Origin of the sequence: Leisingera daeponensis, from assembly GCF_019801465.1 — a bacterium.
Classification (GTDB): Bacteria; Pseudomonadota; Alphaproteobacteria; order Rhodobacterales; family Rhodobacteraceae; genus Leisingera; species Leisingera daeponensis_A.
On sequence record NZ_JAHVJA010000003.1, the window covers coordinates 282,769 to 300,677 of the forward strand.

Annotated in this window: 21 protein-coding genes; 11 read left to right on the plus strand and 10 right to left on the minus strand. The window is 63.6% G+C overall.

Going from position 1 to position 17,909, the window contains the following annotated elements; translation table 11 throughout:
* Window positions 1-42: 42 nt before the first annotated feature.
* The 3 genes from nadC to nadA are packed head-to-tail and all read right to left on the minus strand — an operon-like array spanning window position 43 to window position 3,506.
* Complete coding sequence (nadC, locus tag KUV26_RS09710) at window positions 43-897, minus strand: carboxylating nicotinate-nucleotide diphosphorylase (RefSeq protein ID WP_222508189.1); 855 nt, start codon at window positions 895-897, stop codon at window positions 43-45.
* Entirely contained in the window at window positions 894-2,450 is a 1,557-nt protein-coding gene (locus KUV26_RS09715) for an L-aspartate oxidase (protein ID WP_222508190.1), read from the minus strand. Before KUV26_RS09715 ends, nadC begins: the two co-directional genes overlap by 4 nt.
* Before the next feature lie 3 nt (window positions 2,451-2,453).
* Window positions 2,454-3,506, minus strand: a complete 1,053-nt coding sequence (gene nadA, locus KUV26_RS09720) for a quinolinate synthase NadA (RefSeq protein ID WP_222508191.1) — start codon at window positions 3,504-3,506, stop codon at window positions 2,454-2,456.
* Window positions 3,507-3,795: 289 nt separating this feature from the next.
* On the opposite strand from nadA, the gene KUV26_RS09725 reads away from it, so the two are divergent.
* The 3 genes from KUV26_RS09725 to KUV26_RS09735 are packed head-to-tail and all read left to right on the plus strand — an operon-like array spanning window position 3,796 to window position 6,010.
* On the plus strand, window positions 3,796-4,500 hold the full coding sequence (locus KUV26_RS09725) for an ABC transporter permease (RefSeq protein WP_222508192.1): 705 nt from the start codon (window positions 3,796-3,798) through the stop codon (window positions 4,498-4,500).
* Window positions 4,500-5,210, plus strand: coding sequence for an ATP-binding cassette domain-containing protein (locus tag KUV26_RS09730; RefSeq protein WP_222503335.1), 711 nt, complete (start codon window positions 4,500-4,502; stop codon window positions 5,208-5,210). The genes KUV26_RS09725 and KUV26_RS09730 overlap by 1 nt, the downstream gene beginning before the upstream one ends.
* Window positions 5,207-6,010 (plus strand): substrate-binding domain-containing protein, encoded by an 804-nt coding sequence (locus KUV26_RS09735; protein ID WP_222503336.1) that lies wholly within the window; start codon window positions 5,207-5,209, stop codon window positions 6,008-6,010. Before KUV26_RS09730 ends, KUV26_RS09735 begins: the two co-directional genes overlap by 4 nt.
* 75 nt (window positions 6,011-6,085) lie before the next feature.
* Here the strand turns inward: KUV26_RS09735 and phnF are convergent, their stop codons facing one another.
* Window positions 6,086-6,799, minus strand: coding sequence for a phosphonate metabolism transcriptional regulator PhnF (phnF, locus tag KUV26_RS09740; protein ID WP_222508193.1), 714 nt, complete (start codon window positions 6,797-6,799; stop codon window positions 6,086-6,088).
* 107 nt (window positions 6,800-6,906) lie between these two features.
* Here phnF and phnG point away from each other — a divergent pair, with 107 nt between their 5' ends.
* The 7 genes from phnG to phnN are packed head-to-tail and all read left to right on the plus strand — an operon-like array spanning window position 6,907 to window position 11,922.
* Complete coding sequence (gene phnG / locus KUV26_RS09745; RefSeq protein WP_222508194.1) at window positions 6,907-7,359, plus strand: phosphonate C-P lyase system protein PhnG; 453 nt, start codon at window positions 6,907-6,909, stop codon at window positions 7,357-7,359.
* Window positions 7,359-7,943, plus strand: a complete 585-nt coding sequence (gene phnH, locus KUV26_RS09750) for a phosphonate C-P lyase system protein PhnH (protein WP_222508195.1) — start codon at window positions 7,359-7,361, stop codon at window positions 7,941-7,943. The genes phnG and phnH overlap by 1 nt, the downstream gene beginning before the upstream one ends.
* A 3-nt stretch (window positions 7,944-7,946) precedes the next feature.
* The gene (locus KUV26_RS09755; protein WP_222508196.1) at window positions 7,947-9,047 is read left to right on the plus strand and encodes a carbon-phosphorus lyase complex subunit PhnI; all 1,101 of its coding nucleotides are present in this window, start codon (window positions 7,947-7,949) and stop codon (window positions 9,045-9,047) included.
* On the plus strand, window positions 9,044-9,901 hold the full coding sequence (locus KUV26_RS09760; RefSeq protein WP_222508197.1) for an alpha-D-ribose 1-methylphosphonate 5-phosphate C-P-lyase PhnJ: 858 nt from the start codon (window positions 9,044-9,046) through the stop codon (window positions 9,899-9,901). The genes KUV26_RS09755 and KUV26_RS09760 overlap by 4 nt, the downstream gene beginning before the upstream one ends.
* On the plus strand, window positions 9,901-10,671 hold the full coding sequence (gene phnK, locus KUV26_RS09765; RefSeq protein ID WP_222508198.1) for a phosphonate C-P lyase system protein PhnK: 771 nt from the start codon (window positions 9,901-9,903) through the stop codon (window positions 10,669-10,671). Before KUV26_RS09760 ends, phnK begins: the two co-directional genes overlap by 1 nt.
* A gap of 10 nt (window positions 10,672-10,681) precedes the next feature.
* Window positions 10,682-11,365, plus strand: a complete 684-nt coding sequence (phnL, locus tag KUV26_RS09770) for a phosphonate C-P lyase system protein PhnL (protein ID WP_222508199.1) — start codon at window positions 10,682-10,684, stop codon at window positions 11,363-11,365.
* A complete protein-coding gene (gene phnN, locus KUV26_RS09775; protein ID WP_222508200.1) occupies window positions 11,362-11,922 on the plus strand; it encodes a phosphonate metabolism protein/1,5-bisphosphokinase (PRPP-forming) PhnN in 561 nt (186 codons plus the stop codon). Before phnL ends, phnN begins: the two co-directional genes overlap by 4 nt.
* Here the strand turns inward: phnN and KUV26_RS09780 are convergent.
* Window positions 11,904-12,587: a DUF1045 domain-containing protein gene (locus tag KUV26_RS09780; RefSeq protein WP_222508201.1), complete on the minus strand. Its 684-nt coding sequence runs from the start codon at window positions 12,585-12,587 to the stop codon at window positions 11,904-11,906. The two genes, phnN and KUV26_RS09780, sit on opposite strands and share 19 nt — an antisense overlap.
* A gap of 50 nt (window positions 12,588-12,637) precedes the next feature.
* Here KUV26_RS09780 and KUV26_RS09785 point away from each other — a divergent pair, with 50 nt between their 5' ends.
* A complete protein-coding gene (locus KUV26_RS09785) occupies window positions 12,638-13,780 on the plus strand; it encodes an alpha-D-ribose 1-methylphosphonate 5-triphosphate diphosphatase (RefSeq protein ID WP_222508202.1) in 1,143 nt (380 codons plus the stop codon).
* An 83-nt stretch (window positions 13,781-13,863) separates the two neighbouring features.
* On the opposite strand, the gene KUV26_RS09790 is transcribed toward KUV26_RS09785, so the two are convergent.
* The 5 genes from KUV26_RS09790 to KUV26_RS09810 are packed head-to-tail and all read right to left on the minus strand — an operon-like array spanning window position 13,864 to window position 17,907.
* Window positions 13,864-14,346 carry a class I SAM-dependent methyltransferase gene (locus tag KUV26_RS09790; protein WP_222503347.1) on the minus strand — a complete coding sequence of 161 codons (483 nt, stop codon included), beginning with the start codon at window positions 14,344-14,346 and terminating at the stop codon, window positions 13,864-13,866.
* Window positions 14,347-15,105, minus strand: coding sequence for a polysaccharide deacetylase family protein (locus KUV26_RS09795; protein ID WP_222508203.1), 759 nt, complete (start codon window positions 15,103-15,105; stop codon window positions 14,347-14,349).
* On the minus strand, window positions 15,102-16,238 hold the full coding sequence (locus KUV26_RS09800; RefSeq protein WP_222508204.1) for a glycosyltransferase family protein: 1,137 nt from the start codon (window positions 16,236-16,238) through the stop codon (window positions 15,102-15,104). The genes KUV26_RS09795 and KUV26_RS09800 overlap by 4 nt, the downstream gene beginning before the upstream one ends.
* Window positions 16,235-16,822: a histidine phosphatase family protein gene (locus KUV26_RS09805; protein ID WP_222508205.1), complete on the minus strand. Its 588-nt coding sequence runs from the start codon at window positions 16,820-16,822 to the stop codon at window positions 16,235-16,237. The genes KUV26_RS09800 and KUV26_RS09805 overlap by 4 nt, the downstream gene beginning before the upstream one ends.
* Window positions 16,819-17,907, minus strand: coding sequence for a glycosyltransferase family 4 protein (locus KUV26_RS09810; protein ID WP_261399816.1), 1,089 nt, complete (start codon window positions 17,905-17,907; stop codon window positions 16,819-16,821). Before KUV26_RS09810 ends, KUV26_RS09805 begins: the two co-directional genes overlap by 4 nt.
* Between the last annotated feature and the right edge of the window lie 2 nt (window positions 17,908-17,909).

Sequence of the window (17,909 nt, forward strand, 5' to 3'; positions counted from 1 at the left end):
TCCAAGCGCGCGGTGCTGAATTGAGCGCCGCACGCCCGATGTTCAGAAGTCGAGGCCCAGATCCAGCGTTCGCGCCGAATGGGTGAGCGCGCCGGAAGAAATGTAGTCGACCCCGGTTGCCGCCACCTCGGCTATGCGCTCAAGCCGCATGTTGCCGGAGGCTTCGGAAACGACATGGCCTTTGGCCATCTCCACGGCCTTGGCGAGGGTGGGTGTATCCATGTTGTCGAGCAGCACAACATCGGCGCCGCCGGTGGCGATCACTTCAGCGAGCTGGTCTAGGGTGTCGACCTCGATTTCCACCTTCATCATGTGGCTGACGCTGGCCTTGGCGGCTTCCAGCACCGCCTTGACCCCGCCGGCGGCAGCGATGTGGTTGTCCTTGATCAGGATTGCGTCCGACAGGCCGAATCGGTGGTTGTAGCCGCCGCCGTGCAGCACGGCCTGCTTCTCGGCAATGCGCAGGCCCGGAGTGGTCTTGCGGGTGCAGGTGATACGTGTGCCTGTGCCGCGTGTCTCGGCAGCAAAGGCGGCGGTCAGGGTGGCGATGCCGGTAAGGCGGCCGGCAAAGTTCAGCGCAACGCGCTCGCCCGACAGGATCGAGGCAGCAGAGCCTTCGATAGTCATCAGGGTGTCGCCCTTTTTGCATGGCGAGCCGTCGGCCAGCAGGGTTTCGATTTTCAGGCCGGCGTCCACCAGGTGAAAAGCGATGCGGGCGATCTGCATACCGGAGACCACACCGTCCTCGCGGGTATTCAGCCGGGCCGAGTAGGTTGCGGAGGCCGGGATAACCGCGCGGGTAGTGATATCGCCGTTCTGGCCCAAGTCCTCCATCAGCGCGGCGCGAACCATCGGTTCCAGAATCAAGTCAGGCAGAGTGGCGAATTGAGTACTCATGTCAGTTCCTTCACAGCCTTGGTTCGGATCGCCAGGGCCTCGTCCAGGGTGATGCGGGTGCGGTGGGCCTGCGCGGGATCAGCGTCAGGGAAATCGTCGCGGAAATGACCGCCGCGGCTTTCCTCGCGCTGAAGCGCGGCGGCGGCGATCAGCGTGGCGGTTGCGCACATATTGGTAAAGTTCTCGTCCGCTGCCTGTTCAGCTTCAAGCCGGGCAATTGCGGCAAGGGCATGTTTCAGGCCGGTGGCAGTGCGGCGGACGCCAGCGTGGGCGGTCATGGTTTGGCGCAAGTCATTCAACGCCGCCGGGTCCAGTTCCTGTCCGCCTTCCGGAAAGCTGGGCCGGACGGCTCCGGCGTCTGAAGGGGCAGCCAATGATGCCATGTCCTGCGCGGCATTGCGGGCATAGACCAGCGCCTCCAGCAGCCCGTTGGAGGCGAGACGGTTGGCGCCGTGCAGACCGGTCGAGGATGCCTCGCCGCACACCCAGAGCCTGGCCAGGCTGGTGCGGCCATTCATGTCCGCCTCTACCCCGCCCATGTGGTAATGGGCAGCGACGGCAACCGGGATCGGCTTTTGCACCGGGTCGATTCCAGCGCGTGCACATGTTTCTGCCACGGTTGGGAAACGGGTCAGGACCTCCGCGCCCAAGGCGTCGCGTGTGTCGAGCATCGGGCGGCGCCCGGCTTGCGTTTCCGCAAAGATGGCGCGGGCGACAATGTCGCGGGGAGCCAGCTCCGCGTCGGGGTGCGCGGCCAGCATGAACCGTTCGCCGCGCGCATTGACAAGAACTGCGCCTTCGCCGCGGAGAGCCTCGGTGGCGAGCGGCGCCGGGTCCTCGCCGATGTCAAAGGCGGTGGGGTGGAACTGCACGAATTCCGGGTCGGCGATGCGGGCACCGGCGCGGGCGGCAAATCCGATCACCTGGCCGCGGATGCGGTGCGGATTGGTGGTGTGGGCGTAAAGCCCGCCGGAGCCTCCGCCCGCCAGCAGCACAGCTGGCGCTTTGACAAGCACTGGAGCAGATGGAGCATCGGCGCGGGTGATCCAGATGCCGGTGGCTGTGCTGCCCTCTGTTTCCAGCCGCACGGCCTGGGTGTTTTCCAGAACCTGCACAGAGGGCGCCGCGCGGACCGCGGCAATCAGCGTCCGCATGATCTGACCGCCGGCCTGATCACCCTTCACCCGGACCACGCGGGCGGCGGAATGGGCAGCTTCGCGGCTCATCACATAGTTGCCATCAGCGTCGCGGTCAAAGGGAGTGCCAAGTTCGGTCAGATCGATGATGTGCTTGCGGGCCACCTTCGTGACCATGGCGGCAACCGCAGGGTCCACCGTGCCGGCCCCCGCCTGCAGGGTGTCAGCGGCGTGGGCCTCTGGCGTGTCATGGCTGGCCATTGCTGCGGCCACACCGCCTTGGGCCCAGGCCGAGCTTGCGCCCTCGCCCAAGGTTTCGGGGGAGATAACAAGGACCGGCCGGGGCGCCAGCTCAAGCGCGGCGTAAAGCGCGCCCAGACCTGCGCCGGCAATGACGATACGGCCGGTTTCGATCACGGATCAGATGCCCAGCTTTTGCGAAAGGTCAATCATCCGCTGCACCGCGATGCGGGCTTTTTCGGCAACCTCGGGATCCACTTCGACCGGCTCGGACATGGTGTGCAGAGACCACAGGACTTTCTCCAGCGTGATCTTCTTCATGTAGGGGCACATGTTGCAGGGGCCGACAAACTCCACCTCGGGCAGCTGATCGGCGATGTTCGACGCCATCGAGCATTCGGTGATCAGCAGGGCCTTTTCCGGCTTCTCGTCGGTCACGTATTTGACGATGCCGCTGGTCGAGCCGGAGAAGTCGGCCTCGGCAACCACGTCCGGCGGACATTCCGGGTGGGCAATCAGCCGCGTGCCCGGGTTCCACTCGCGGAAGTCGCGCAGGTCCTTGGCGGTGTACTGCTCATGCACGATGCAGGAGCCCTCCCACCAGACGATGTTCTTTTCCGGCACCTGCTGGGCGATGTTCTGCGCCAGATACTGGTCCGGGGTCATGATGATGGTGTCCTCTTCCATCGCGGCAACGATTTGCGCGGCATTGGAGGAGGTGCAGCAGATGTCCGACGCGGCCTTCACCTCGGCAGTGGTGTTCACATAGGTGACCACCGGCGCGCCGGGATAGCGGCGGCGCATCTCGGCGACGCCTTCGGCCGTAATGCTTTCGGCGAGCGAACAGCCGGCCTCCATGTCCGGGATCAGCACGGTCTTCTCCGGACTGAGGATTTTGGACGTTTCGGCCATGAAGTGCACGCCGCATTGCACGATCACGTCAGCCTCGACCCGGGTGGCCTCGATCGCCAGCTGCAGGCTGTCTCCAACGACGTCAGAGATGCCGTGATAGATTTCCGGCGTCATGTAGTTATGCGCCAGAATCACAGCGTTACGCTGTTTCTTCAGTTCCAGAATTGCCGCAACATACGGCGCATGGGTCGCCCATTCGACAGGGTTTACCACGCGGTCCATGCGGGCGTAGACGTCTGCCATCTGTTCGGCCAAGGCCGGGTTGGGAGCCAGATCGTAGTGGTTGGCGAGCTGATCCCGCATGGATTGCAGGTCGAACATGGCGTATCCTCAAGGTTGCGTCCGGGGTGACACTTTGGGCGGGGGTTGTTTCATGTTCATATCATCCGCGCAAGCGCGTGTGAGCGGAAACGGAGCCAAATGCGGTGATTTGGCGCTAACAGGTGGTGTCTTCTGCCTGCCGTTGCTTCTCAGATGGGTATCAACAGCATAAATTTCCAGCCGTTTTGCCGTTTTTGGCTGTCCCGGCGTCCTCTCCTGTGATTTGGAGCCGTGAAAAGCCGTGTTAGACCGGACCGGTATGTGGCCCGAGGGAGTGTGACCGTACGCAATGGATGATCTGTGGGCAGGACTGAGCCAGGCCTTTTGGCTGCTGGTGACGCTGGACGCGGATCTGGTGGAGATAACCCTGCGCTCGCTGCGGGTGACGCTTACGGCCTTGGTCATTGCCTGTACGATTGCGTTGCCGCTTGCAGCGTTTCTGGCGGTGCGGCGTTTCCGTCTGCGCCGGGCCACGATTGCGGTGCTGAACGCGCTGATGGGGCTGCCGCCGGTGGTCGTGGGGCTGGTGGTCTATGTGTTCCTGTCCCGGGCCGGTCCGTTCGGTGTGTTCGGCCTGCTGTTCACCCCCACCGCTATGATCATTGCCCAGGTGATCATCGTGGTGCCGTTGGTGGCCTCGGTTGCGCATCAGTCGTTGCGCGAGTTGTGGAGCGATTACCACGATCTGCTGATTTCGATGAACGCGACGCAATTCCAGCGTATTCAGGCGCTTCTGTGGGACGGGCGGCGGGCGTTGCTGACTGCCGCCCTAGCGGGCTTTGGCCGCGCCATAGGAGAAGTGGGCGCGATCATGGTGGTCGGTGGCAACATCGACCACGCGACCCGGGTTCTGACGACGGCGATCGCTTTGGAGACGGGTAAGGGTGAATTCGCCATGGCGCTGGGTCTTGGGTTCGTGCTGATCGCACTTGCTATCGCGGTGAACCTGGCGATTCACTGGCTGGGCCACACCGAAAGCGAGGGTCGCTGGTGATGCAGCTGTTTCCGCTGACAGCCAGGGGCGCCATGGTGCGCCGCCGCGGCAAGGTGCTGGTCGGCCCTGTGGACCTGACGCTGGAGGGGCAGGGCACTTCGATTGTGATTGGCCCCAACGGGGCGGGCAAAACGACGCTGCTGAAGATGCTGCACGGTATTGTGCGGATGAATGGAGGCAGCCTTGGCTGGACCTGCCCCCTGGACGAGGCGCAGAAACATCAGGCCTTCGTGTTCCAGACTCCGGTCATGATGCGGCGGACGGTAATAGAAAACATCGCTTATCCGCTGCGTTTGACCGGAACGGGCCGCAAGGAAGCCCGCGCTTTGGCCGCCGAATGGGCGGCGCGGGTCGGCCTGGGCGCGATTCTGGAGCGTCAGGCCACCATGCTTTCAGGCGGCGAGCGGCAGAAGCTGGCGCTCGCCCGCGCGCTCGTGCGCGAACCGCAGGTGCTGTTCCTGGATGAACCCTGTGCGGCTCTGGATGGCCGCGCCACGCGCGAGATCGAGGAAATCCTTGCCCGGGCCGCCGCCTCTGGCACGCGGCTGATCATGTCGACCCACAATATGGGGCAGGCAAGGCGTCTGGCGGATGAGGTGATCTTCGTCCTTGGAGGCCGCATTCACGAATTTGGTCCGGCAAATGATTTCTTCGCCGGGCCGGAGACCGCGCAAGCACGCGCATTTCTGAACGGAGATATTGTCGAATGAAAAAGCTGATTATCAGCGCAGTCGCTTCTTTGGCTCTTGCCACTTCCGCAATGGCGGAAGAGTTGAAAATGGCGGTGACAACCTCTTTCCACAATTCCGGCCTGGCAGAGATCCTGCTGCCGGAGATCAAACAGGACCTGGGGCTGGAGGTTCAGCTGCTGGTGGTCGGAACCGGCCAGGCGATCCGTCTGGGCGAGGCGGGCGACGTGGATGCCATCCTGGTGCATTCGAAGTCGGCCGAAGAGAAGTTCCTGGCAGGCGGAAACGGCACCCACCGCCGCGAGATCATGTACAATGATTTCGTGTTTGTTGGCCCCAAGGGGGATGAAGCTGGAATCGCGGAAGCTGCCGACGCAGCCGGGGCGCTGCAAAAGATTGCTGAAGCCGAGGCATCTTTTGTCAGCCGCGGCGATGACAGCGGCACCCATAAAAAGGAACTGAGCCTTTGGAAAGCGGCAGAGCTGGATCCCGCAGCTTTCGGCACGTGGTACCGAGCGGTCGGGGCCGGCATGGGCGCCGCACTGAACACCGCCGCAGGCATGGATGCCTATATCATGTCGGACCGCGCGAGCTGGCTGAACTTTGGCAACAAAGGCGGTTTGGATCTGCTGTTCGCGGGCGATCCGGTGCTGTTCAACCAGTATGCCTACCTGCCAGTGAGCCCGGAAAAGCATCCCCATGTGAAGCATGATCTGGCGATGCAATTGGAGGGCTGGCTGGTCTCGGACAAGGCCAAGGAACTGATCAATGGCTACCAGATCAACGGCGAAACGTTGTTTGTCTTCAACGCCAAGCAGTAAACCCCGCACCCGCGGAACACGGCCCCTGCCAGTTGGCGGGGGCTTTTTGCTGTGCGGGTGTCGGCCCGTGTGGCCTCAGTCCTCGCCGCCGACGGTCAGGGTGACCCGGTCACCGGCAAACCAGGTGCGGCCGAACTCTACCGGTGTGCCGTCGGGGTCCACGCTGATCGAGGTGGTGCGCAGGATTGGCGCGCCTTCGCTGATGCGCAGATGCAAGGCCTGCGTGGCAGTGGCCAGCTTGGCGGTGATGCGGGTCTCGAGCCGGGTGTAATCCGCCACGCCGCAAGCCTTCAGCGCCGCGGTGATCGAGGTTTCTTCGCGCAGGGCGCCGCAGAGATCCGGCAACCGTTCCGCCGGAAAAATCGCCTGCGCCAGCGCCACCGGCTGGCCATCGGCCAGCGACAGCCCGTCATAGACATGCACCGGATCACCCGGCGCCAGCCCCAGCGCCTCAGCCTCGCGTACACCGGCCGCACGGGTTTCCAGCATCAACACCTGCTTGGCCGGAGTGCGCCCCTCGCGGGCCAGGTTCTGGTGAAAGCGCACCCGCTTGCCGATCGGGTAATCCGCGGGCTTGGCCGCCACAAACACGCCCGCACCCCGGCGCGCATGGACGAGTCCCTGCTCGGCCATCTCGGCCAGGGCGCGGCGCACCGTGTGCCGGTTTACCCCGAAGCGTGCGGACAACTGTGCCTCAGGCGGCAGCTTGGCGCCGGTCTCGTAGCGCCCCTGCGCGATGTCGTCGGTTAGGGCAATGGCAATGGATTTCCAAACGGGGGTGCGGGCCATGTCACGGAACTTTCACAAGACTCAGATTGCGCCGCCCGGAGCGACTCGGCTAACATTTGTCTAGTTGTATAGTTGAAGTAGACAACCCGGCCAAGAGGCTTAGACAGATGAACACGAATATTTCCGCACAGGACCGCAAGGGCTGGATGAGCCTGCTGGCCAGTGCAGACGAGGCCCGGCTTTCGGAGCTGTGGCAGGGCTACGGGGCGGATCCTGCCTTTGACTGGCTGCGCGCGCCCGAAGCGGGCGGCGTCATGGTGCGCGGCCGCATGGGCGGCAGCGGCGCGCCCTTCAACCTGGGCGAGATGACGGTCACCCGCTGCGCGCTGGTTTTGGCGGATGGCAGCGCGGGCCACGGATATGTGCAGGGCCGCAGCAAGGCCAAGGCCGAGATCGCCGCCAAGATTGACGCGCTGATGCAGACCTCGGCAGCGGACGATCTGCGTGCCGCAGTGCTGGCTCCGCTGGCCGCCGAACAGACGGCCAGGAAGGAAGCCCGCGCCGCCAAGGCCGCGGCCACCAACGTCGAATTTTTCACAATGGTACGGGGCGAAGACTGATGCAGCCACAGACCCAAAACACCATCTACGGCGGCGGCTTTGCCAACCCGCCGGTGGATTCGGCGCATGGGTTCCGCGCCGCGATGAACGCCATGGCGCGCCCCGGCACGATCCAGCAGATCAGCGGCGCTGTGCCGCTCGACGGCATCTCGTCTGCGGCTGGCGCGCTGCTGCTGACCCTGTGTGACCCGGAAACCGGCGTCTATCTGGCGCCGGATGTGGACAGCGACGACCTGCGCGGTTGGCTGACCTTTCACACCGGCGCGCCGGTTGTCGCGGCTGAGCGGGCGGATTTCGCCTTGGGCCGCTGGGCGGCGCTGATGCCGCTGGATCGCTTCCGCATAGGAACCGCGGAATATCCGGACCGGTCGGCAACGCTGATCGTCGAGATGCCAGAACTGGATGCCCCCAACGCACGGCTGCAAGGGCCGGGGATCAAGGACAGCGCCCGCCTGACGCTGCCGGAACTGGACGCATTTCAGCAAAACGCGATGCTCTATCCGCTGGGCGTCGATTTCTTTTTCACATCGGGGTCGAAGCTGGCGGCGCTGCCCCGCTCGACCAAAGTCACCGCTGGGGAATAGACCATGTATGTTGCAGTAAAAGGCGGCGAGCAGGCGATCGACAACGCCCATGCCTGGCTGGCCGAGGAACGCCGCGGCGACACCTCCGTGGCCGAGCTCAGCCTCGCCCAGATCCGCGAGCAACTGGCCCTTGCGGTCAACCGGGTGATGGCGGAGGGCTCGCTCTATGATCCCGACCTTGCCGCGTTGGCAATCAAACAATCGCGCGGCGACCTGATCGAGGCGATCTTCCTGATCCGCGCCTATCGCACCACGCTGCCGCGCTTTGGCTACACGCAGCCGGTGGACACCGGCGCGATGGCTTGTGACCGCCGCATCTCGGCTACCTTCAAGGACGCGCCGGGCGGACAGGTGCTGGGGCCGACATTCGACTACACCCACCGGTTGCTCGACTTCAAACTGGCCGCTGACGGCGAGGTGCCTGCCGCGCCAGAAGCAGAGCCGCGCCGCGAGCCGACGCCGCATATCACGGAGTTCCTGCAGGGCGAGGACATCATCGAGCGCGAGCCCGCCTCGGACGCGGAGCCGGGCGATCTGACCCGCGAGCCGATGGCCTTTCCGGCGGGCCGCGCTGTGCGGCTGCAATCGCTGACGCGCGGCGATGAGGGTTTCATCCTTGGCATGGCCTATTCGACCCAGCGTGGCTATGCGCGCAACCACGCCTTTGTCGGCGAGCTGCGCATTGGCACCGTGCCGGTCGAAATGGAGATCCCCGAGCTGGGCTTTTCCATCGAGATCGGCGAGATCGCGCTGACCGAATGTGAGACGGTGAACCAGTTCAAGGGCTCCAAAACCGTGCCGCCGCAATTCACCCGCGGCTATGGCCTGGTGTTCGGCCAGTCAGAGCGCAAATCCATCGCCATGGCGCTGGTTGACCGCGCCCTGCGCTGGGAAGAGCTTGGCGAGGACAACGTCGGGGCGGCAGCACAGGACGAGGAGTTTGTCCTGAGCCACGCCGACAACATCCAGGCCACCGGCTTCCTCGAGCACATCAAGCTGCCGCATTACGTCGATTTCCAGTCCGAGCTGGAGCTGGTCCGCAAACTGCGCCGCGAGGCTGCAGAACTGGCGGAAAACCTTGCAGCACAGGAGGCTGCGGAATGAGCGACTACAACTTTGCATACTTGGACGAACAGACCAAGCGGATGATCCGCCGGGCGATCCTCAAAGGGCTGGCGGTGCCGGGCTATCAGGTGCCCTTCGCCAGCCGCGAGATGCCGATGCCCTATGGCTGGGGCACCGGCGGCGTTCAGGTCTCAGCCGCAACGCTGACGCCGGAAGACACGCTGAAAGTGATCGACCAGGGCGCAGATGACACCACCAACGCGGTGTCGATCCGCAAGTTCTTTGAACGCACGGCATGCGTGGCCACGACGGAGGAAACCGCCAACGCCAGCGTTATCCAGACCCGCCACCGCATCCCCGAGGCCGAGCTGAGCGAGGATCAGATCCTGGTCTATCAGGTGCCGATCCCGGAGCCGCTACGGTTCCTCGAGCCGCGCGAGACCGAAACCCGCAAGATGCATGCGCTTCAGGAATACGGCCTGATGCACGTGAAACTCTATGAGGACATCAGCCAGCACGGCGCCATCGCCACCGCCTATGCCTATCCAGTCAAGGTCGAGGGCCGCTATGTGATGGACCCTTCGCCGATCCCGAAATTCGACAACCCCAAGATGGAAATGGCCGCGATCCAGCTGTTCGGCGCAGGCCGCGAGCAGCGCATCTATGCGGTGCCGCCCTACACCAAGGTCGTCTCGCTCGATTTCGAGGACTACCCGTTCGAGGCCAGCAAGGCCGACCACTCCTGTGACCTTTGCGGCGCAGAGGACAGCTATCTGGATGAGGTGATCCTGGATGACGCGGGCAACCGGATGTTTGTCTGCTCGGACACGGATTATTGCCGCTCGCGGCGCGAGGCGGGCCATAGCGGCCGCCTGGGAGAGGAGGCAGCGTGATGACACCTTTGCTGCAAGTGAAAAACGTCGCCAAGATGTATGGCGCGCGCATCGGCTGTACGGAAGTGAACTTTGACCTCTACCCCGGTGAGGTGATGGGCATCGTCGGCGAAAGCGGCTCGGGCAAGTCGACGCTGCTGAACAGCCTGGCAGGGCATCTGACGCCGGACCGCGGCGAGGTGATCTTTGACACCCGTGCGGACGGGCCGGTGGATACTGTCACCATGTCGGAACCGCAGCGGCGCATGCTCAGCCGCACCGATTGGGCCTTTGTGCATCAGCACGCCCGTGACGGGCTGCGGATGTCGGTCTCGGCTGGCGGTAACATCGGTGAGCGGCTGATGGCGGTGGGCGACCGGCATTATGGATCGATCCGCGAACGCGCTGCCGACTGGCTGGGCCGGGTGGAAATTGCCGACAGCCGCATTGATGACCGTCCCTCGGCCTTCTCCGGCGGCATGCAGCAGCGGCTGCAGATCGCCCGCAACCTGGTGACCGGCCCGCGGCTGGTGTTCATGGATGAACCAACCGGCGGGCTGGATGTCTCGGTGCAGGCGCGGTTGCTGGATCTCTTGCGCGGACTGGTGCGCGAGATGGGCCTGAGCGCCATCATCGTTACCCACGATCTGGCGGTAGTGCGGCTGCTGGCGGACCGGTTGATGGTGATGAAGGACGGCCATGTAGTTGAAAGCGGGCTGACCGATCAGGTGCTGGACGACCCCCAGCACGGCTATACCCAGCTGCTGGTCTCTAGCGTGCTGCAAGTCTGAGGGTGATGAGATGATTGAACTGAACAACGTCAGCAAAAGCTTCACCCTGCACAATCAGGGCAGTGCGGTGATCCCGGTGATGGAGGGCGCCAGCCTGAGCGTCAAACCCAGCGAATGCGTCGGCCTGATCGGCGCATCGGGGGCGGGGAAATCCACCCTGATGCGGGTGATCTACGGCAACTACCTGGCAGCCTCCGGCAGCGTCATGGTGGGCGGCACGGACGTGGCGACGGCGGAACCGCGCGAGATCCTTGAACTGCGCCGTCACACGCTGGGCTACGTCAGCCAGTTTTTGCGGGTGGTGCCGCGGGTGGCGACACTGGACGTCGTGGCCGAGCCGCTGCTGGCGGTGGGCACCCCTGTCAATGCCGCCCGTGACAAGGCCGCGTCCCTGCTGGCGCAGCTGAACATTCCCGAACGGTTGTGGAGCCTCAGCCCCACCACGTTCTCGGGCGGTGAGCAGCAGCGGGTCAATATCGCCCGCGGCTTTGCCCACGACTACCCGGCGCTGCTGCTGGATGAGCCCACCGCCAGCCTGGACGCGCAGAACCGCGCCACGGTACTGGAGCTGATCGCGGGGGCCAAGGCGCGCGGCGCAGCGATTGTCGGCATCTTCCATGACGAGACCGCCCGCGAACAGGTCTGCGATCGCTTCATAAATGTCTCGGCCTTCAGCCCGCGGAGTGCGGCATGACCGGCGCCGCGGCAAAAGGCCCGGTGATCGCCGTGGTCGGCCCCTCGGGCGTTGGCAAGGACAGCCTGATGTCGGCTCTGGCGGTTTCTGGCCCGCAACTGCGGGTGATGCGCCGGGTGGTCACCCGCGCGCCGGAGGCAGGCGGAGAAGATTACCAGCCGGTGAGCGAGGCGGAGTTTTCTGCCTTGGCTGGAAACGGGGTGTTTGCCCTGCACTGGCAAGCGCACGGTTTGTGCTATGGCATTCCGCGAGACATTGAAAAGCAGCGTGAAGGTTCGGGCGGTGTGCTGGTTAACCTGTCCCGTACAGTACTGCTGGAGGCCCAGGAGGTGTTCGGGGATTTCATTGTTCTGTCCGTGACAGCCCGGCAAGAGGTATTGGCGGAACGGCTAGCCGCCCGGGGGCGGGAGGACGCAGCAAACGTTCAGAAACGCCTGGCCAGAGCGGTCAATCCGCTGCCGGGCGGGCTGAGCCGGGTGCATGAAATTGACAACAGCGGGGCGCTCAGTAAAGCGGTGAACGCTGCGCTGGCGGTCATTCAGCCGGAAAGGGCATAGCGGTGGATAAGGTGAAACCTTCCGTCCGGCGCTTCCCCCATCAGTGCCAGATCACGGATCTCGAAGGGCTCAGGCAGCAGCGGGATAAAATGCTTGCTCAGGGTGTCTTCCACGGCGGGCAATTCCGGCTTGGGAAGCTTGCCAGTCAGAGTGATGTGGAAACGGAACTGATCCAGCACGTAAGGGTAGCCCCAGCGGGTGAGGTTCGCGTCCTGCTCCGGTGTCAGGCCCGCTGTGCGGCGGCGGTTCAGTTCTGCCTCAGGCGCCGGGGCACGAAACGTATCAAGTTCCATCACGCAGGCAGCCGCCAAGGCGTTCAGCGGGCTCTGATCCCCGGTGGGGCGCAGAGCCAGAAAACGGCCGAGCCTGGCCAGGTGCAGACCGGAAAGGAAAACAGGTGCTTGAGAGCCGGCCAAGGCTTCGCAGGCGGTTTCAAGGGCAGCCTGCGTCTGCCCTTCACCGAGACGCATAGGCGGCTTCATCGTCGCGTGCAGACCGTATTTACGCGGCACGTCCGTAATTGCCGCCACATTCAGCCCGGTTCCTTCCGGATGGGGCAGCGCTGTCCCGGTTTCCATGTCCCAGCCCAGCCACTTGGCGCCGAAACGGCTCCACGCCTCATCGGCGGGGGGAGCGTAGTAGATCGCGTATCGCGTGAATGTCACATTGGCCTCCTAAACGTGGCCTTCCATAGCTCGAAAGATGTGAAGTTCAGATGACAGATGAATTGATCCTTGCCAATGCCAGGCTGGTGCTTCCGGGGGAAACCCTGATCGGCAGTGTGAAAGTTGCTGAAGGTAAGATAGCCGATATCTCCGGGGGAGCGTCGGTGCCTGTAGGGGCGGTAGACTGCGAAGGCGATTACGTTTGCCCCGGTCTGGTTGAGCTTCACACCGACAACCTGGAGCGCCATATCCAGCCGCGCCCCAAGGTGGACTGGCCGCACGCCAGCGCAATAATCGCACACGATGCCGAACTGGCAGGCACCGGTATCACCACGGTTTTTGATGCTATGCGGGTTGGTTCGATCAGCCGACGGGAAAGCCGTTACGGTGCCTATGCCCGGCAGTTGGCATCGGAGCTTTTGGAACTGCGGGCCGCAGACGCACTGAAAATCTCGCACTTCCTGCATCTGCGGGCGGAAATATGCACGGATACTCTGGTCGATGAGCTGAAAGCCTTTGGAGAAGAGGACCGGGTCGGCCTGGTTTCACTGATGGATCACACGCCTGGACAGCGCCAGTTCCGCGATATCTCCAAGCTGGAGCAATACGTGAAGGGTAAACACGGGTTTGATGATGCAGCCTTTCAAGCGCATGTGGCGCATTTGATGGAGCTCCAAGAGACCTACGGCGCAGTGCACGAAGCGGAGGCTGTTAAAGCGGCTAATCACTTCGGCGCGGTGCTGGCAAGCCATGATGATACCACGGAAGCGCAAGTGGCCGTTTCCGCAGGCCACGGCATCCGCCTAGCCGAATTCCCGACAACCGTGGAGGCCGCACAGGCCTGTCACGCTCATGGCATCAAGGTCATGATGGGCGCACCGAATCTAATCCGCGGCGGCTCGCACTCCGGCAACGTGGCCGCGCACGAGCTGGCGGAGGTGGAATTGCTGGATATCCTGTCGTCGGATTATGTGCCGGCGGCGCTTCTGATGGCAGCGGTCAAGCTGGGCGGACTATGGGGCGACATGGCGCGGGGGCTTGGCACGGTGACACACGCGCCGGCGGATGCGGTGGGCCTGGAGGACCGTGGCCGGATGGAGGCCGGTAAGCGCGCCGACTTGATCCGCTTTGGCATCAAGGCGGACACGCCTGCCTTGCGCGGCGTCTGGTCGCGCGGTGTGCGCGTGGCCTGATACTGGCAATTAGCCAATGGCAAGGTGTCCGCCTGCTCGTGGGACGGGTGGGCGCTTTGCGTGGCTGGTCAGAAGGGCAGAACTTAATCAACGGCCCGGTAGAACATATAGCGGCCTGGGGGGATGCCCGCAGGGCCGTCCAGCTCCTGAAAGCCTGACAGAGGCTGGCCGGAGACGATGATGCCGCCAGGCGCCATAACCCGGGCAATTTCCGGTGAAAGTGCGGCAGCTTCAGCAACATCTTTTTCTTTGACGCCAAAGCCGAAATCGTAGTGTGCGAGTGCAATCCTGCGGTTTTCCGCCGCCAGCAGTTCCAGCATTGGTCTAGCTTCGCCTTGCAAAAAATCTTTCTCAGGCGGAACGCAGGAAGGGTGGCATTGCAATACCCTGTCAATCACCCAGATCCGGCGGCTTGCCAGAATTTCTCGGAGGTGGTCATAGGTGCGCCCGTTTCCAAGCCCCATGTCGAGCACATCGCCATCCAGCTTGGCAATCTGTTCCGCAGCCCAGTTCAACCCGTCCCGCTGGGCCGTCAGCCTGCGCAGCATGGAATCCAGACGGCTCATTCAGGACATCCTTTCATCATAAATCCAGGCCTCTCCGGGGCCATCCAGCAAACGTTTGGCCAATGCGCTGACAAAAGACCAGATTGCCTCGTCATGAACCAGATGGTGTGTCAGCAGCCCGTAAGGTTCTGCATTGTCCGCGTCTCCTATGCGGCGGTCGCGCAGCTGGCGCGTCACCTGAGCAATCAGCTGTTCCGGCGGCAGCAAGCTGCGGCTGCCTTTCCAGTCAATCGGATCCAGATGGGTGTTCACCCGCAGCAGTCCCGAGGCGGGCTTGGCTGCCTTGCGTGGAGTGAAGGTGGAGACCGCCGAAAAGCCGGCGCCGGCCAGCCAAGTCAGCATTTCCGGTGAGATCCTATTCCAGGGCGGCACGAACATCGGCCTTAAACTGCTGCCGAACATCTTCTGCAAAGCGGTCAGGCCGCGCTCTGCGTCGTCCAGCAGTTCTTCCAGCGGGCGGTGAGCCCCGAATTCGGCCTTTTTCTCACCCGCCGGTGCATGGTTCTGGTGCGCCCATCCGTGGACAACCGGGATTATCATAGGGTGACCGGCAACGAAACGGACCAAGTCATGCGTGGCGCCATGCGGGATCACTGCAAGATGCACGGGCAGGTCGAGGTCGGCTGAGAGTTTTGCCAGCCGTTCGAGCTCAGCGGACTGGGACATTGCATCGTCGTCCCGCCACCAAAGCGGCAGAGTGTGTCCTGCCTCCTGCCAATGCTCCAACTCCTCATCCAGACTGCGCCAATCCGGTGTCATCCTCGCCCTCCCGCAAGTTCTGCGGCAATGTCCACACTACGGGCGGCCCCGTCAAACCTGAAACCGCCTGCAAGCCGCGGCGGCGCCTGCAATACCGCCTTGACCGCAGTGCATAGCGTTTCAGGGGTGAGGTGTGCGGTTTCTATGACCCGGACGCCGTTGAGGGGGGCGAGGCTGGCCGCGCGCAAGCCCTGTTCGGTCTCGTTGCCGGCGTCGAACGGGACCAGCACCGCAGGAGTCCCTGCCTGCAAAAGATCCAGCGCAGTGTTGTAGCCGCACATGCTGACAGAGGCGGCCGCGTGGGACAGCATCTGGCGGAAATCCTTGCGCGCAGGCTCCAGCCGGGCAGGGGAACCTAATTTGGATAAATCCGTAATCCGCGCACTTGCGTCCGCGCCGCCGACCAGAAGCCGCCAGGGGACATCGGGCATTAGCCGGGCGGCCTCCAATGCGGCGCGGTAGAGCGGCGTCCCGACGCTGCCGCCCCCTGCACTGACCAGTACCTCACCTGCGCCTGCAAGCCGCGGATGCGGACCCGCAGCGGGAGGCGCCACGTAACCGGTGTAGCGCAGCTTGCCTGCAAGTGCCTTGGAAACAGGCCAGCTGGCCTCCAGCCGGGTCGCGGCAGGGTCGGAGTGGACGAGAACCGCGTCATAAAACTTCGTTATGACCGCATCGGCCTTTCCCGCTTTCTCTGGCTTGGAAGGCGGAGCAAGGATGTCGCGGATGGATGAAAGGATTACCGGCCGCTGGGACAGCGCGTGCGCGGCTTCCAGCAGATCCAGGAATTCCTTGCGCAGGGAACGGCGTCCAAAAGGGAAAAGCTCGGTGATCAGCACATCAGGCTGTAGGTGCTGCAAGGCGGCGCAAAGGGCTGTTTGGCGGCTCGCAAGATATGACCGGTCCGCCAGGGTGCCATCCTCTGCCAGCAGACGGGTAAAGTCCACGCCGTCGGAGCGCAGCGGCGGCAACTGCAGCAGCTCGATCCCGTCCGTATTGAGTTGCGGCGCGGGAAATCCGCCTGAGACGACCTGTGCCATGTGGCCTTTTGCCAGGAAAGCCCGCGCCAGTGTCAGGGCGCGCGACAGGTGTCCGGTACCCAGAAGATGCGTGACAGCGATCAGCACTTTCATGAGGCATCCTCGCGCAGCAGGCGGACCGGTTCGGGCCAGGGGAGCAGGCTGCTCCTGCTAATCTCAACCACAAACAGCCGGTTTCGCTTGACGCGGAAAGGGGGAGGGCCGTTAAAGTCCCAGCCGTGCGCGCGGGCCAGGATCATACGCATGATGCCGATATGGGAAACTGCCAGAGAGTCCTGGGTCAGGCCATGCAGCCAAGGCTCAACCCTGGACCAGACTTCAGCAGGTGTTTCACCGCCGGGCGGGCGGTAGTCCCAGCCCCAGTCCTCGATATCCCGGAAGCCGCTGTCAGGGGAATCTTTCAGGTCCGCACCGTGCAGCCCTTCCCATTCACCCCAGTTCATTTCAGTGAGTTCCGGTGCAACGTGCGGCTTGCGTCCGGCAACCAAATCTGCGGTTTCCGCCGCACGCATCAGGGGGCTGGACCAAAGTTCTGCCCGCCGCCAGTCTTCGGGCAGGGCGTAGCCGCGCAGCTCAGCACGGGCCTGATCGTCCAGCGGAATGTCGCTGCGCCCCTGAATACGGCCAGCCCGGTTCCAGGCGGTGTGGCCGTGGCGCAGAAGAGCTAAGCGTATCATGCGCGCGATCCCATCAGCGGCAGAACCGTGTCCCAGAAACGCCGGGCTGCGGCGGGTGCCAGGTGGTTGTTCAAAATGAAGTTGCGTGCATGCCGGGCAGTTTCAGTGCGCAGGGCAGAGTTTGCAAGCAACTGGCTGGTAAAAGATGCAAGACCTTGCGCACCTTCTTCAGGTGCTGGGTAGGTTGCGGGCAGTAGCACGTCCTTCACTCCCGGCCGGTTTTGGGCCGCGACGGGAAGGCCATGGGCCTGTGCTTCCAGATAGACCATGCCAACAGCCTCATTCACACCTGGCCACAGGAACAGGCTGGCCTTGGCATAGGCTGCCGTCAGCTCTGCGCGGCCAAGCTGGCCGAGGAAAGATATCTTTGGTCCAAAAGGGGCCAACAGGGCTTCAATCGCAGGCCGGGCGGGGCCGTCACCGGCAATCTCCAAGCGCCAATCGCCGGACAGACGGGCCAGTGTATCTGCGATGATTGCATAGGAGGCGAGTTTGTCGCCTGCTCTCATCATGCCTGCAGTCAGCATCGGACCTTGCAGGGAGGAGAGGGCGGGCAGTTCTTCAAGCGGCAGGAAGGGCGGCAGATGGGCAATGGCCTGATCGCCACAGCGGTCGCGTTCGAGTGCGAAGCGGTCCTGTTGAGTGAAGTAGAAAATCGCGCCGGCGACATTGGCGGCATCGTGGGCGGCTTGAGCGAACTCAGCCCACGGCCCTGACAAGCGTTTCGTGGCGCGAGTGGATTCAATTTGCACGTAGGGGATGCTTCGGGCTCGGGCTACTGCAGGGCCGATCAGATCAGGGGCTTTGTAGTAATTGTGATAAGTGACCCAGAGGTCGGTTTCCGGCATTTCATTGGTTAGCCGTGAGGCCTCGGCTTGAGCCTGCGCGGTCAGGGCCGCCTGCAATTCCTCGCTGCCGTGCTTGTCGTAGATCCGCAGATCAGACACCAGCTGCACTTCCGCGCCGCTGTTGCGGATCAGGCTCATCAGGTTGCGGGCAATCTCGCGATCGCCGGAGGGCACCGGGTGATGCGGCGGCTTCATCGGCGCGTAGAAGGCAACCCGCTTTCCGGCTCCAGGCTGCATTG